Genomic DNA, 15,873 nt, shown 5'->3' with positions numbered 1-15,873 from the left:
GGGCCTTAGCCGGGAAAGGATACGGTAAACGTGGCGCCCGCGTCGGGTTGGCTGTGGATGGTGATACTGCCCCCGGCGTTTTCCAGCAGGCGCTTAACAATGTAGAGCCCTACGCCCGTGCCTTCTACATGCGTATGGAGCCGCTGAAAGAGCCCGAAAAGTTGGCGTTGCTGCAGTTCACTCACCCCTAAGCCATTGTCTTGTACGGTGAAAAGGACGGCTTGGTCGGTGCGCACGGCCCGCACCCACACCCGCGCAGGACGGTCGGGCGAGCGATACTTCACCGCATTGCTGAGCAGGTTATAGACAATAGAGCGCAGATTGGCCGGGGAAAAGGAGACGAGCAGCCCCGGCGGCACCTTTACCTCTACCTCGGCCTTGGCAGCCTGGATGGCCGGGGCCAGGTCGTGCAGCACTTCTTCGACCACGGCGGCTAGCTCGACGGCCTCGGCGGGACCCGTATGGGCTAGCTGTAGTTTGGTAATATCCGTGAGCTGGGTGATAGTGAGTTGGAAGCGCGTGACCGTCTGCTGCAGCATACCCAGCAACTGCGCGACCAGGACATCGTTCTGCAGGGGCTCTATCTCCCGCAGATGCTCGCGCAGGGCCAGCAGAATCCCTTCGATATTCGCAATGGGTTGCTTTAAGTCGTGGGAGGCGGTGTAGATGAAGGTATCCAAATCGATGTTGGTGCGGGTTAGCTGCTGATTAGTTACCAGCAGTTCCTTGTTGGAGGCCTGCAACTCCTCATTGATGGCGGCCAATTCTTCATTCAGCCCCTGTACCTGCTCACGCGCCTTCACCTGCTCGGTAATATCCGCTACGAGCGTGTAGAAGCCAATGACCTCGCCCGCCCGCACCTCCGGAATATAGTCCGTTTGGATATACTTCACCAAGTCTTCTCGGTAGGGCATCCGGGCGGTAAAAGACAGCCGCTCCCCGGCCAGGGCCCGGTCCATGTAGGGCACCACCACGGCATACGCCTCCTCCCCGATAATCTCCCGGGCCGGCCGCCCGAGCAAGGCGGCCGGGTTTTGGTTGAACCAGGTCCGGTAGGCTTCGTTGGTAAACTGATAGCGCCGCTCCCGGTCGACGTAGCTAATGAGTACGGGCAAGGCGTCGGTCAGCAGGCGCAGCCGCTCGGCGGTAGCTTCTACCTGCCGCCGGGTGTGCACCTGCTCGGTCACGTCGTGGGCAAAGACGCGCACGCCATCAATGCGGCCTTGTCCGTCGCGGCGGGCCTGGTAGGTAAAGGTCCAGTAGATTTCTTCGGGCGGGGCTCCTTCGTAGCGGGCCATCATCAGCGGTAACTCGCGCACCGTAACCGGCTCCCCGGTCTGATATACCCGCTGAAACAGGTCCGGAATCGGGGTGCCGACCAACTCGGGCAGGGCTTCGAGCAGGGGCTTGCCGGCCAGCTCCCGCCCCGGAAAAATGCGCTGGTAGGCCGGGTTCACCAATTGGAATACCAGCTCCGGGCCATCCAGAATAACAATTGGCGCCGGGGCTTGCAGGAAGAGTTCCTGTAGCTGCTGCTGGTACGCGTCGCGCTCCTGACGAGCCTCTACCTGCTCGGCCACGTTGTAGGCAAAGGTCGAAATGCCCACAATCTGGCCGTTTTCCCGGTAGGCCTGGTAGGTAAAGGTAAAGTACATCTGCCGCAACGAGCCATCGGGTTGGGCGATGAGCAGGGGCAGCTCGTTGCCGTAATAGGTTTCGCCGGTGCGGTACACGTGGTCCAGCAAGTCCACTACCCCACTTTCCACCGTTTCGGGCAAGGCCTCGGCGACGGAGCGGCCCAGCAGCGGCCGCCCGGGGAAAAAGTCATAATAGGCCTGGTTGGCGTAGGTATAGCGGTGCTCCGGGCCTCGTTGAATACAAATGGCCGCGGGAGTCATGGCAAAGACCTGGTAGAGGGTTTCGCGCTCCTGCACCTGGCGCTCGGCAGCAGCTAGCAGCTCCGCTTGCAGGGCCACCGCCTGCTGGCGGCTCCGCACCTTGTCCGTAACCTCAAAGCCGAACACGACCAAGCCATTAATGTGGCCGGCCGAGTCGTGGCGGGCTTGGTAGATAAAGTCGAAGTAGCGCTCTTCCAGCTCGTCACCACCGGGGCGGGCAAAGGGCATAAGCACTTCGCGGCCCTCGAAGGTCACCCCGGTTTCATACACCTGGCGGAGCAGCGCGGCGCCGGGCCCCTCGACGAGCTCCGGCAGCCCCTCCAAAATAGGCTTTCCCCCGAGGTTCCGGTCGGGAAACAGAGCTTCGTACTCCGGGTTTAGCAGCTCGACTACCCACTCCGGCCCGTCTAGCACGACAATGGCAGCGGGGGCTTCCTTAATCAGGCGCTCCAGGCGGCCGCTTTGCTCCTGAATCTGGCGGGTACGCTCCGATACCCGCGCTTCGAGCTGCTGGTTGAGGGCCACGAGCTCCTGCTGCACCTGGCTTAAAGCCTCATTGGCGGCTGAGTACTCTTCGTTGGCGGCCTGCAATTCTTCGTTGATGGCGGCCAATTCCTCATTCAGCGCCTGTACTTGCTTGTGGGCCTCTTCAGCCTGCTGCCGCGCCAGCACCTGCGCCGAAACCTCGTAGGCAAAGACCAGGATGCCGTCAATTACGCCCGCCACATCCCGCCGCGCTTGGTAGATGAAGTTGTAGTAACGCTTCTCCAACTCCTGGAGCCCCTCGTTCTGGTGGTCGAGCTGCACGAGCATTTCATGTGCGTAGAACGTTTCGCCCGTCGCGTAAACCTGGTCGAGCAAGTCGAAGATGGGCTGGCCGGCCAGTTCGGGCATGGCCTCGGCAATGGGTTTGCCTACCAGGGGCCGGTTGCCCACCAGGGCCTGGTAGGGCGGGTTGACAAACTGGAACACGTGCTGTGGCCCGGCCAAGAGGCAGATCATGGCCGGGGCCTGCTCAAACACGCTGTGCAACTGCTGGCGCTGCAGCTCGGCTTCGGCCCGGGCCCGCTCCACCAGCGTGAGGGCCGTTTCTAGTTCCTGATGCGCGGCTACGAGCTCCTGCGTTAACGCTTGGGCTTCCTCTGGCACTACGCCGGGCACCGCCGGGTCAGGCGTAAAACGAACCAACAACTGGTCGGCTGCTCGCTCTATCCGAAGCTGATAGGTATTGTCCAGACCGAAGGCCCCATTACTCGCGTTGCTCTCCGCCGGAGAGGCCGTGCCGAACGTGTGTTGTAGCAGCGCCCATGCCCGGCTGCTTTCCCCATCGGCAAACTGGCTCCGGTACGAAAACCTGGGCTGGGCGGGCAACTCGAGCAGGTGTTGCGCGGCCGGGTTGAGGTGAAAGAAGCTGAAGTCAACCACCTCGCCCGCTGCGTCATAGACGGGCTCCAACAGAAGAGCCGGCGTAGGCGAAAGATCAAAGAAGGCTTTGAACGGGCTGTCAGCAGCTGGCGGCGTAGGAGGCATAGAGAAGTACGAGAAGTACAGACCGTGAAACTACGGCGATACTGCCCCGCTGGTAACGAACTATACGGACGTGGTTTGGGCCAGTTTTTAAGATTACTTTCCTGGAATGTAGACGAACAGCTTGTTGCCGAACGGATATGCACGTCCCGGCAGGTGCTAGGCCAAAGCAAAGCCCGCCTACCGGGGCTACTTGAGACCTTTCGCTGTTTTCTCACGGCCACGAATGCCTTACTCGTAAGGACAGCGCTATGCCGACGCCCGCGGCAGCTCAATGGTTACCATTGTGCCCTGACCTTCGGCACTAGCGATGTAGAGGGTGCCACCGTGCCAGTCCACGATGGTCTTGCAGAGCGCCAGCCCCAGACCTCTGGTTGGCCCGCCGCGCAAGCCGGGCCGCCGGGCCTTGGTAAAGCGCTCAAATAAGCGGGGCTGGCTTCCGCCTGGTCCCTAAATACGGCGGCGAAGTTAGTCGCGCGGCGGAGCTTAGCAGTATGGGTATATAGGGAAGGGACGAGCCTTCGACACGGGTCAATTCTTACCGGTGCCGTTAGGTTCTGTCGTTGCCCACAGGAGTTGGCCTTGCAGGCTGAAAAGCGTAGCGCGTTTAGCTGCCGCCCAAAGCCACTTCAGGATGCGAGGTAAGTACAACGGCAGCACACTATGGAAAACACTGAATCCCGCGACAGAACCAGCTGCTCCCGCAAACTAAGCTGTGCATCCGTTCGTTGCAAGCTTTGCTCGCAGCACCTGGGCAGGTACTGAGAGTCGCTATCGGCAGGAATCAACTGGATAGGCATGCGGTAGGCCCAAATGATTCCGGCTTATTTTAACTCCATGTCCGCTGTATCCGTCCAGGAGCCCCGGAACTTCGTAGGCTTGCTATGACGGGCTCTCAGGAAAAGATTTTGACGCCGGGAACGACGCCCCGTCAGGGTAGTTCTATCGTGGCTTGCGCTTTACTTTGATGTACCCGCCCGGCCCTAGCACTTTTATTACATACGACCTCTTCTTTCTGCGAACAGCTTCTCGCAAACCACTCCCCCATGCCTTTGCCCGACTTTTTTACCCGTTTTATCGAGGAAGCTTCTCAGCTCTTTTTCGTTTATAACCTCGACAGCCACCAAGTCACCTACGTCAATCAGGCGTATCATACCGTGCTGGGCGGAAACCCTGCGCAGGTTAATGCCGAGCTGCCTGACCTGCTAGCCCGCTTGCACCCGGAGGATATAGCGTATCTGCGGCAGCAGGTCCAGCACTGGAGCCAGGGAGAACTGCCGGAAGCGGTGGAGTTTCGCCTGCTGCGGCCTGACGGTTCGGAGCAGTGGCTGTGCCTGACGCCTCACCTGGAGCAACAGGCGAACGACCCGCATCAACTCGGCGGTTTTCTTACCGACACCACAGCTTCCAAGGAGAGTATAGCCAACGCCAACAAGTTCAACAACAAGAAGAACGCCACGCTGGAGATTCTCTCCCACGACCTGGCAGGCCCCTTCACGCTACTCGAGCAGATGGGCGACTACTTCCTGGAGCAGGTGCAACCCCTGCAAAACGCCAGGCTCAATGAGATGCTGGGTGTTATGAAGGCCACCTGCGCCGACGGCGTGAACCTGATCCGCGACTTTGTGGATGACGAGTTTATGCAGTCGGTGAATGTGGAGCTGAAGCGGGAACGGGTAGACTTGGTCGAGAAGCTGGCCTTCATGATGGAAGAATACCAACGCTCGGAGCGGCATATTGCCAAGCACTTCGTCTTCGCTCCGGCCCAGGTGCCGATTTACGTACAGCTGGACGAGAACAAGTTCATGCAGGTAATGAATAACCTGCTCAGCAACGCCATCAAGTTTACCCACGACGACGGGGTTATCCAAGTAGGTATCGAGCCGCTGCCGGGCCAGGTACTCGTGACCGTCCGCGACAATGGTATCGGCATTGCCGATCAGCTCCATCCCATCCTGTTTGAGCGCTTCACCAAAGCGCGGCGGCCTGGCTTGCGCGGGGAAAAGACGACGGGACTGGGTATGTCTATCATCAAAACCATCGTCGAGCTGCACGACGGCCGCATCTGGTTCGACAGTGCCGAAAATCAGGGGGCCACTTTCTTCATTGAATTGCCTACCCTGGAGGGGTAGAATCTGAAGGCTTATAAGGCAGGCCAGCAGCACGTGTTGCGCACCCAAACCTTCGCTCGGCAGCTACCTTGCGCGGGTTATGGCTGCCTCCGAAAACCAGTTGCCGCTGCTGGCCTGCCCCAACTATGGGGTTCCCCGTACGTTGCCGGCTGGAACCCTGGCTTATACCTGCTCCCTTGACCACCTTTTGCCCCCGAGTAAGTAGAAGCCCTCTTGCAACAGCGCGCACGACTCAAGCTTAACCGTGACGTTCAATAAACGCAAGAACTAAACACGTGGCACAGCCGGTCGCCCAACGCCAGCTGATTGCCTTGCACCAGCCCGTGGTACTAGAATATAGCTATTACTACTCGGTGCAACCGGTAACTGCGGCCCTATTCCAGCTGGTGGGTTTCCCTGTTCAGTAGCGAGTATGCTTACTTAAGCTAAGGCCAACCAGCACCGGAACGAGGGCCAGCCAATGGGGCCACAGGGGTGCATCACCCTATCGGCGCTTCTGTTACCTGCCCGTACAAGAGGTGCCGTTGATATGCACCTAAGGATGGATGCGACGATTCGGCATAATGAGGTAAGGAAATAGTGGTGGGCTCACACGTGCCAAATACCCTTTACCACCTGTCATACCAGGCTACTGCCGATAGTTGCCCACACTTGCCACCGCATCCAGTATTTTCCACAATACACGATGCTTGCACAGCCCGCAATAACAAAAAAACCTCGCCTGCATTGCGCAAACGAGGTTGTTGGTGATCCCGCTGGGATTCGAACCCAGGACCCATACATTAAAAGTGTATTGCTCTACCAGCTGAGCTACAGAATCGTTTATTTGCACTTAGGAACTATCTTCCCTGATTGCGGATGCAAAAGTAGATGCCTTTGCCTAACTTTCCAAATGCTTTGCTAAAAAACGGCTTATTTTTTTTCTTATCCAGCTTCCTGTTCAGCCAGGGCGCTTGGAGTCAGACCTCTAGCGCGGCTATTCAAAAGGCCGACTCGTTGTTTGGCCGGAGTCAGTATGAGGCGGCCTTTCCTTTCTACCGGCAAGGATTGCGCGAAGGGCTGGCCTCTCCACGCATGTTGCTACGCATGGCCTATATTCAGGAGGGGTTGGGTCACTACCCGGCGGCCCTTTATTACCTGAGCTTAGCTCAGCGCCGAAAACCGACCTATGCTACGTGGCACAAGATGTCGGAACTGGCTCAGAGCTACCGGCTGGCGGGCTACCCCGATACTTGGCGGGCTCGCCTCCTGATTACGTTTCGGCGCTACTACTATTCGGTATTACAAGGCTTGCTCCTTGGGGCCGTACTGGGGGGCGTGTTGCTGCTGGTGCGCTACCGAACCGCGCGCGCCGGGTGGCTGGCCTACGGTGTGTATCTGGCCAGCGTGGGCTTTTACCTAAACTTTCTGCGCTCGAGCCAAGTGGGACTGGTGGCCCAACCCCACGCAGCCTTGATGAGCGGCCCCAGCGCCGGCGCGGCCTGGCTAACTACCGCCCGGGCCGGCGACCGGCTGCTCGTCCGCGACGAGCAGGATATCTGGTACCGCGTGGAATGGCGCAACCGCGACGCTTACATTCGGCGCAGCGACTTGCTTGTTATCCAATAACTACGCGGCCAAACTCGATGCGGGAGCTGACCCTAGCCGGAAACCAGCTACTTTACCGGCGAGCCTTCCTCTTTACGAAAATGATTCAGAACTAATGTATCGGCGAGGCCAGGCAGCCACTTGTTCAGAAATACCGTCAGCTTGCCCTGGGCCGTAAGCACCAAGTCGCGGCGGCGCTGCTGCACGGCGCGCAACAACTGCTGGGCGACTTCCTCGCTGGTCATCATCTTGCCCTCATCACGCGGCGATTCGCCCTGAGCCGAGCCGTCGGCAGCCAGAGCGGTCTGGCGAATATTGGAAGCCGTAAAGCCCGGACAAGCTACCAATACGTGCACACCCTGCGGCAGCAACTCGGTGCGCAACGCTTCTAAAAAGCCCTGCATCGCAAATTTTGAGGCCGAATACCCAGTCCGGCCGGGCAAGCCCCGATAGCCAGCAATGCTGGAAATCCCCACAATGGAGCCTTTCGATGCCAGCAGATGGGGCAAGGCGAACTTGGTGGTGTAGACCGTGCCAAAAAAGTTGGTTTGCATCAGTTGCCTGATAACGCTTAAGTCGGCGTCCTGAAACATGGCCCGCATAGAAATACCGGCGTTATTGATCAGCACGTCGAGGCGGCCGAAAGCGGCTATGGTTTCGGCCACGGCCCGTTCCGAATCGGCTTCCACGCCTACATCGGCGCGCACCGTGCGGTGCGCAATGCCATGCCGCGCTAGCTCCTCACCCGTGGCGCTCAGGCGAGCCTCGTCACGCCCCGTAACCACTACGTGAGCCCCCGCCTGCCCGAAGACCAGGGCGCAGGCCCGGCCAATGCCGGAAGTTGCTCCGGTGATAAGCACTACTTTACCTTTCATATGCTCTAAATAGGATGATTACCGGCCCCAATTCCGATGCCGATATTGCCCCAAAACTACAGTTTTTTGAGGTTCATGCATTTGACAAGCGGCCACTGATACGCTTTCCCGTTGAGCGGCCGCTATTTTCAAAATTGGATTTAGTCGCTACATTTAGGGACAAAATTTTCCTTCTTTTTCCGGGCGGCATATATGATGCAACTTCTACGCATAGGGCGCGGCGCGCCTGTTTTTCTGGGTGCTTTGCTGCTGGCTACCACTGCCCGGGCCCAGTGCCCGGCCGCCACTTCGGCCTGCACGCCGGGTGCTGCCCCGACCAGCAGTTACTCCTTTGCCATGGGCATTCTGAACGTGACGCTCGGCTCGATAAATAATACGACGGCCGGCGTCTCGGAGGGCTACCGCGACTACTCCTGCACCGGGGGCGCTGCGTTGACCGTCGGCACGGACTACCCTATTTCTATCCGGACGGGCAACAATGCCAACGAAAACGTGCGGGTATGGCTGGATTTGAACAATGACGGTACGCTGAACCCCACCACGGAGCAAGTATTCAGCTCAACCGACAAAAAAATTCATACGGGCACCCTGCGCCTGCCCGGGGGCACCACGCTCGGGACCCGGCTGCGGCTGCGCGTAGCGGCCGACTACGTAAATTCGCCCCTGCCCACGCCCTGCTCTACCCCCCAGTATTCGCAGACCGAGGACTATACCGTGACGGCCGTAGCCAACTCCACGCCGCCCGTAGCCGAGTTTGCCGCCGACCAGCCCCTGACCTGCTCGGGCTGCGTGCAGTTCACCGACCAGAGCCAGAACTCGCCGACCGCATGGCTGTGGAATTTTGGCGATAATACGACCAGTACCCTGCAAAGCCCCCGGCACTGCTACACCGCGGCCGGCACCTATACCGTGACGCTGACGGCAACCAACGCGGCCGGCACCAACCTCCGGACCCGCACCAACTACATTACCTACAACCCCTCGGTGCCCGTAGCGGCCAGCTGCACGCCCAATACCTCGGCGTACTGCTGCGGCTACGGTATCACCCAATTTACCCTGGGCACCCTAACCAAGACTTCTGCCAACGGGCAAGCCGGCTACGAGGACTTCACCTGCGCCAGCCGCGTAGAACTCACCGAACGCAATTCGTACGCCCTGAGCATGACGACCAGCCCAAGCAGCCCACAGGACACGCGGGTGTGGCTGGATCTGAACAACGACGGCAGCTTTAGCACAGCCGAGCTGCTCTTTACTGCCCTGAACCGCTCTAACCCGAGCGGCACGATTACGATTCCGGCTACGGCCGTGAAAAACCAGCCGCTGCGGCTCCGGGTGATATCCGACTACGTGGGGGCGCCGGCCGGGCCCTGCGTGGAGCCCCAGTTGGGCCAGGCTGAGGACTATACCGTGACGGTGAAACCCAACACCAACCCGCCGGTGGCCGCCTTCACCTCGAACTACGTGCCTACTACCTGCGTGAATCCGGTGCAGTTTACGGACCAAAGCCAGAATGCGCCGACCGCATGGCTATGGAATTTCGGCGACAATACGACCAGTACCCAGCAGAACCCTGCGCACCAGTACGCCGCTTCGGGCACGTATACCGTGACGCTGACGGCCACCAATGCTTTTGGGCAGAACGTGGCGACGCGCAACAACTACCTGACCGTAACGGTGCCGTGCGTGTCGTACTGCACGCCTTCGGGCCTGAACAACAACGTCTGGCTAACGAGCGTGGCCGTCACGGGCAGCACCACTTCCTTTAGCAATGCCTCCGGCGCCGACCCCTCGGGCTACGGCAGCTACATCAACCAGACAATAAGCCTGCGGCAGGGCTTGAGCTATACCCTGGCTACGACGGCCAACCAGGCCTTCCAACGCACGACCTCGATGTGGCTGGACTTGAACCGGAACGGGGTGTTCGATACCAACGAACTGCTGGTGAATACCGCCTCGGGCATCAGCTCCTCCAGCTCGTTTGCCATTCCCAATCTGGCCAGCGTGGTCGGCTTTACCCGCATGCGGGTGATGACCCGGGCCAATGCCAACCAGCCCCAGGCCTGCCTGCAAAACCAGGCCAATTCGGAAACCGAAGACTACTCGGTGCGCATTGAGCTGGTGAACGGCACGGCCGAGGCGCGCCGGTTGCCCTCGCTCAGCATTTTCCCCAACCCGGCGCCCGATGGCCAAGTGCACCTCCGCCTTGCTGATGCAGCCGCGGCCGGCACCTACTCGGTAGCCGTGCACACGGTGGTGGGCGCCCGGCTGCTGACGACTTCCCTGCGCCTGGGCCCGGCCGCCGACGCCCTGCTCGACCTGAGCAGCCTGCCCCGGGGCCTTTACCTGATTCATCTCACGGATGCCAACGGCCTGACCGCCGTGCGGCGCGTGGAGCGCAACTAACCCGTTCTGCTACGCTTGCCACCCTTCCCGGTAGCCCGCTATAATCTAGCGGGCTACGCTCTTTTCTCCTTTACAACCCTATATGCAAACACCTCTACTGCGCGGTTTATTCTTGCTGCTATTACTACTGGGGCTGCGGGCCACGCCGGCCGCGGCTTCTCACCTTGTGGGCGGGGAGATGAGCTATAAATACTTGGATGCCAATGGCAGCCCCGCCACCCCCTTCCGCTACCGCATTACGGTGTTGCTGTATATCAACTGGGAATGCACCAATTCTGCGGATGTGTCGAACGTGCCCGACGGCCGCTGCAACATCTTTGTCAACATCTACGACAAGCAGAATGGCCTGCGCCTGAACAGTGGGCAGGCGGCGCAGTCGTTTAACTGTGCTCAGGTGAGCTGCCCGGGCCGGCCCTCCCAGATCGATAATCAGCCCGCTGGCTCCTACCGCCTGCCCCGGATTACGAACCCCTCGATAACGCCCCCGCTCCCGGGTGGCTGCTCGCTGCCGGGCGGCCCGCCCCCGCCCGTGCGCCTGTGCCGCTACGAGGCCATTGTGGAGCTGCCCCGGTCTTTCGACGGCTACTACGTGGTGTATACCGACGGCACGCGCAACCGCTCCATCAACAACCTACTGCAGCCCGACAACCAGAACCAGACGATCTTCGTGGACATGGCGCCCCCGCTGCTGCCCAACACGTCGCCGACTTTCTCGGACACGGCCGTAGTCGTTATTTGCCAGGGTGATACCAGCATTGTGGTCAACAACGCGGTGGACCCGGACGGGGACCGACTGATTTACTCGTTTAGCACGCCCTATAATATTCCTGGACCAATAGGCGGGTCGCCGCCCAACAGCTTTGGCCCGCCGCCCCCGAGCGTCACCTACATTGCGGGTTATTCGGCTACCGCACCTTTCGGGCCAGGCAGTGGCAATTATGCTTTTTTGAATGCCAGCAACGGCCTGAGCCGCTACGCCACTTCCCAGCAGGGCCGTTTTGTGGTGTCGGTTGAAGTCAAGGAATTCCGCACCATCAATGGCAACGAGGTGCTGATTGGCTCCACCCGGCGCGAAATTCAGCTGGTTTCCCGGCAGTGCCAACCCAACCGCGCGCCTCAGTTTACGGCCGGCACCCTGGCCAATAAGGTGTTTACCATAGAAGAAGGCGAAACCCTGAATTTCAACCTGGCCGCCACCGACCCCGATGGCAACGCCATTAGCCTGAAGGTAAATAGTGTGCTGCTCGACGGCTCCGGCCCGTTCAACGCCAGCCTGAACGGCAACCAGGGAACCGTGCAGCCGGGCAACCCGACCGGCAGCGTAACGCTGACCGGTACCGGCGGCCTGGTGAATGGGACCTTCAACTTTACTTCCCAGTGCGGCAACGCCCGCAGCACGCTCTACGACGTAGTCGTGACAGCCACAGACCAGGCCTGCGGAGCCAAAAGCGTGTCCGATATCTTCCAAATTCGGGTAAACCGGGCGGCCGGCCCGACCAGCATCAGCGGCGACGCCATTATCTGTGACCAAAGCCAAGTGCGGACCTATGCGGCCGGCGGACCGACGGCGGCCACGTACCGCTGGAAAGTTCGGGGTGGCATCATCCAGGGTTCGAGCACGGCCAACACGGTGCAGGTGCGCTGGAACGCGCCGGGCGCCGGGCGCCTGACCCTGCAAGGCGTATCGAACCTGGGCTGCCCCTCCGACTCGGTCACCCGGGACATTGAGATTCGGCCCGCTAGTGCGTTGGCCGTAACGCCCACCAGCGCCTCCATCTGCGTGGGGGCCTCGACCACGCTGACGGCCAGCGGGGCCTCGTCCTACACCTGGACCGGGGGCAACCAGACCTTCACCGGCCCGACTATTACAGTAGCCCCCACGCAAACCACTACCTACACCGTCACCAGCACCGACGGCGTGTGTACTACCTCGCGTCAGATAACGGTTACCGTCAACCAAACCGCCGTAGCCAATGCCGGGGCCGATGCGGTGACTTGTTCGGGCGAGGCCCGCACGCTGGGCTCGGCGGCTTTGGCTGGCTATACCTACCAGTGGAGCCCGGCCACGGGCCTGAGCAGCGCCACGACGGCCCAGCCCACCTTCCAGCTGACCAATACCGGCTCCGCGCCCCAGCAGTTTACTTACACCCTCACGGCCACCACCGCCGAAGGCTGCACTAGCTCCGACGTTGTAGTGGTAACCCTCAACCCGGCCGCCGTGGCGGATGCTGGCACTAACCAGGTGTTTTGCTCCGGTGGCTCGGCGGTTCTGGGTAACCCTGCCTCCGCCGTGGCCGGCAGCACGTACCAGTGGAGCCCGGCTACCGGCTTGAGCAACGCAACCGACGTAGCTCCCACTGTTACGCTGACGAATACCACCTCGGCCCCGATTACTGTGACCTACACGTTGCAGGTCACTACGGCCCAAGGCTGTGTTGGAACCAGGACGGTACAGGTAACGGTGAACCCCGCCGCTGTGGCCAATGCGGGCACCGACGTAGCGGCTTGCTCGGGCGAGGCCCGCACGCTGGGCTCAGCGGCCCTCACGGGTTACACCTACCAGTGGAGCCCCGCTACCGGCCTGAGCAGTACCAGTGTAGCCCAGCCGACCTTTTTGCTGACCAATACTGGTACCACGCCGCAACAGTTTACCTACACGCTGACGGCCACCACCGCCGAAGGCTGCACCGCGACGGATGCCGTTGTGGTGACCCTGAACCCGGCCGCTGTAGCGGATGCGGGCACCAACCAAGTCTTCTGCTCGGGCGGCTCGGCAGTTCTAGGCAATCCGGCTTCCGTCGTGGCCGGTAGCTCCTACCAGTGGAGCCCCGCCACCGGGCTGAGCAGCGCCACAGCCGTGGCTCCTACCGTTACGCTGACGAACACTACCTCGGCCCCGATTACCATACTCTACACGCTGCGCGTGACCACAAACCAGGGCTGCGTAGCTACCCATACGGTGCGGGTAACGGTGAACCCAGCTGCCGTAGCCAACGCGGGCACCGACGTGGCCGCTTGTTCAGGCGAGGCCCGCACGCTGGGCTCGGCGGCTTTGGCTGGCTACACCTACCAGTGGAGCCCGGCCACGGGCCTGAGCAGCGCCACGACGGCTCAGCCCACCTTCCAGCTGACCAATACCGGCTCCACGCCCCAGCAGTTTACCTACACCCTCACGGCCACGACAGCGCAAGGCTGCACTAGCTCCGACGTTGTAGTGGTAACCCTCAACCCGGCCGCCGTGGCCAATGCCGGCGCTGATGCAGCCCTGTGCGACGGTGGCAAGGTGACGCTGGGCTCGGCAGCTTCGGCTGGCTACACCTACCAGTGGAGCCCCGCCACGGACCTGAGCAGTGCTACCACCGCCCGGCCCGAGCTAACGGCCGTAAACACAACGCAGAGCCCAATTACCCGCACCTATACCCTGACGGCAACCACGGCCCAGGGCTGCACTCAGACCGACCAAGTCGTGGTGACCATTAACCCCCGGCCCCTGGTCGACAATATTCAGGGGGCCCGCTCGGTGTGCCCCACCGTGCAAGGGGTGGTATATAGCATCGTAGATCCGCGCAGCAAGGAATACCGCTGGGCTGTGGCGGGTGGTACAATAACCAGCGGCGACGGCACGGCCAGCATCACCGTCAACTGGGGCCCGGCCAGTGCCACGGCCAGCGTGCAGGCCTACGCCGTCAACCAGTTTCAGTGCACCTCAGCCCCGGTAAGCTTCCCGGTCATTATCAACCAGCGCCTGGAAACGGAAACGCCCAAGGGCCCTACCAGTGTGTGTTTAGCCAATGGCCCTTACACCTACTCGGTAGCGCCAACTGCGGGCTCCATCTACGCCTGGCAGATTATTGGGGGCACCCAGATCAGTACGGGCCCTGGCTCGGTGCAGGTGCAGTGGAATGGTCCCGGCACGGGCAGCATCATCGTGACGGAAACCAGCAGCCCCGCCGGCGGCACCGTTACCTGCTTTGGCCAGAGCCAGGCCCTGGCAGTAACCATCCTGCCCTCACCCGCTGCTACCCTGACCATTGTCGGCCCCGACCGGGTATGCGCCGGTAGCCCGGCCAGCTTTACGCTGCCCGGCGCGGCTACGTCGGCGTATGTGTTCAAGCTGAACGGCACAACCATTGCCAACACCGGCAACACGGCGGCCTTTACCGCGGCGGCGCCCGGCCCGTACACCCTCACGGTGCAGGAAACCAACACGAGTGCCTGCGCCGGACCAGTTTTCACCAAGCAGTTTACGGTTGACCCGCTGCCGGTTGCGGCTATTATTTCGGGCCCAGCCAGCATTTGCCCCGGCCCGAACGGCTTTGGTACCCAGCAATATTCGGTACCCAACACGCCGGGCTCTACCTACGCCTGGACGGTAACGGGCGGCACGATTGAGAGCGGCACCGGCAGCAGCACTATTACTGTCAGCTTCCCGGCGGGCAGCACGGCCCGCACAATAACCGTTACGGAAAGCTCCGGCTTCGGCTGCGCTGGCCCAGTAGCCTCGCTCACCGTGCGCCCCGACAACGCCAGTGTAGCCTTGCGCACGGCCTCAGTGGCCACCGGCGACCGAAGCATTACCCTGAACCTGACGGTGCCCAACAACACGGGCAACGGAAACCAGGTGCGCATTCTGCGGCGCGACGCCGGTGCCACCGGCAGTTTTGCCGCGGTGGGCACTGTGGCCAACACGGCCACCACCTTTACCGATACGAATGTCGACGCTGACGCCCGCGCCTATGAGTACCGCCTGGAGCTGCTCAACAACTGCGGTACCACCCTGGCCAGCCAGGAGCACACCACGGTGCACACCACGGCCACCGCTACCGAAGGCAGCAAGGATGGCTACCAGGAAGGCACGGTGAAAGTTGCCTGGAACGCCTACAAAGGCTTTGAGGTAAAAGAGTATCAACTCTTCCGCACCGCCGACAACGGCTCCGCCCAGCTGCTGGCGACGGTGCCGGCCAGCACGCTGGAAAAGGAATTTGCCAGCAGCTCCGTCGGTTTCGACCAGTGCTTCCGCATCGTGGCCGTGAGCACCCAACCGGCGGCCGTCACCGCTTCGTCGAACGATGCCTGCGTCAACTTCGCCAACGACCTGGTGTTCTACAACGTCATTACGCCCAACAATGACGGCCTGAATGATGCCTTCTTTGTTCGCAACCTGGACCTGTACGCTAACTATTCCATGAGCTTCTTCAACCGATGGGGCAAGGAAGTGTACAAAACGGCCAACTACGCCAACAATTGGAAAGCCGAGGAACAACCCGCCGGGGTGTACTACTACCTGCTCAAGCTCAGCAACGGCAAGTCGTACAAAGGCTGGTTTGAAGTGGTTAAGTAAGCCAGTCTATTCTCTTTCTCGAAAAGGCGCTTCCCCGGAAGCGCCTTTTTTGCTTTTCAGCGCCTGGTTTCCAGCCGGGCCCTGACCACAAAATCCGCTTTGCCCGCAAA

Annotated in this window: 6 protein-coding genes, 1 tRNA gene and 1 pseudogene; 4 read left to right on the top strand and 4 right to left on the bottom strand. The window is 60.9% G+C overall.

Going from position 1 to position 15,873, the window contains the following annotated elements; genetic code table 11:
• Positions 1-5 precede the first annotated feature (5 nt).
• Together E5K02_RS01190 and E5K02_RS01185 are read right to left on the bottom strand one after the other, a co-directional pair.
• The gene (locus E5K02_RS01190; protein WP_135391481.1) at positions 6-3,428 is read right to left on the bottom strand and encodes a PAS domain-containing protein; all 3,423 of its coding nucleotides are present in this window, start codon (positions 3,426-3,428) and stop codon (positions 6-8) included.
• Between the two features lie 246 nt (positions 3,429-3,674).
• Positions 3,675-3,851, bottom strand: a pseudogene (locus E5K02_RS01185) (sensor histidine kinase); the annotation flags it as partial.
• Between the two features lie 620 nt (positions 3,852-4,471).
• Here E5K02_RS01185 and E5K02_RS01180 point away from each other — a divergent pair.
• Complete coding sequence (locus E5K02_RS01180) at positions 4,472-5,557, top strand: PAS domain-containing sensor histidine kinase (protein WP_135391480.1); 1,086 nt, start codon at positions 4,472-4,474, stop codon at positions 5,555-5,557.
• A gap of 744 nt (positions 5,558-6,301) precedes the next feature.
• Here E5K02_RS01180 and E5K02_RS01175 read toward each other — a convergent pair.
• Positions 6,302-6,377: transfer RNA gene (locus E5K02_RS01175), tRNA-Lys, on the bottom strand.
• Positions 6,378-6,643: 266 nt separating this feature from the next.
• Between E5K02_RS01175 and E5K02_RS01170 the strand changes: the two genes are divergently transcribed.
• Positions 6,644-7,165 carry a hypothetical protein gene (locus tag E5K02_RS01170; protein WP_135391479.1) on the top strand — a complete coding sequence of 174 codons (522 nt, stop codon included), beginning with the start codon at positions 6,644-6,646 and terminating at the stop codon, positions 7,163-7,165.
• Between the two features lie 47 nt (positions 7,166-7,212).
• Here the strand turns inward: E5K02_RS01170 and E5K02_RS01165 are convergent, their stop codons facing one another.
• Positions 7,213-8,019, bottom strand: coding sequence for an SDR family oxidoreductase (locus tag E5K02_RS01165; RefSeq protein ID WP_135391478.1), 807 nt, complete (start codon positions 8,017-8,019; stop codon positions 7,213-7,215).
• Positions 8,020-8,211: 192 nt separating this feature from the next.
• Between E5K02_RS01165 and E5K02_RS01160 the strand changes: the two genes are divergently transcribed.
• On the top strand, positions 8,212-10,422 hold the full coding sequence (locus tag E5K02_RS01160; RefSeq protein ID WP_135391477.1) for a GEVED domain-containing protein: 2,211 nt from the start codon (positions 8,212-8,214) through the stop codon (positions 10,420-10,422).
• An 82-nt stretch (positions 10,423-10,504) separates the two neighbouring features.
• Positions 10,505-15,763: a T9SS type B sorting domain-containing protein gene (locus tag E5K02_RS01155; protein WP_135391476.1), complete on the top strand. Its 5,259-nt coding sequence runs from the start codon at positions 10,505-10,507 to the stop codon at positions 15,761-15,763.
• Positions 15,764-15,873 lie beyond the last annotated feature (110 nt).

Origin of the sequence: Hymenobacter metallicola (assembly GCF_004745645.1) — a bacterium.
In the GTDB taxonomy this organism is placed as follows: Bacteria; Bacteroidota; Bacteroidia; order Cytophagales; family Hymenobacteraceae; genus Hymenobacter; species Hymenobacter metallicola.
The sequence above is the reverse complement of the archived record's forward strand: the minus strand, read 5'-3'. Positions and strand labels throughout refer to the sequence as shown.

Coding starts and splice junctions, on each gene's coding strand:
- E5K02_RS01155 (WP_135391476.1), top strand. CDS start 10,505: ATGCAAACACCTCTACTGCGCGGTTTATTCTTGCTGCTATTACTACTG.
- E5K02_RS01180 (WP_135391480.1), top strand. CDS start 4,472: ATGCCTTTGCCCGACTTTTTTACCCGTTTTATCGAGGAAGCTTCTCAG.
- E5K02_RS01165 (WP_135391478.1), bottom strand. CDS start 8,019: ATGAAAGGTAAAGTAGTGCTTATCACCGGAGCAACTTCCGGCATTGGC.
- E5K02_RS01170 (WP_135391479.1), top strand. CDS start 6,644: ATGGCCTATATTCAGGAGGGGTTGGGTCACTACCCGGCGGCCCTTTAT.
- E5K02_RS01160 (WP_135391477.1), top strand. CDS start 8,212: ATGATGCAACTTCTACGCATAGGGCGCGGCGCGCCTGTTTTTCTGGGT.
- E5K02_RS01190 (WP_135391481.1), bottom strand. CDS start 3,428: ATGCCTCCTACGCCGCCAGCTGCTGACAGCCCGTTCAAAGCCTTCTTT.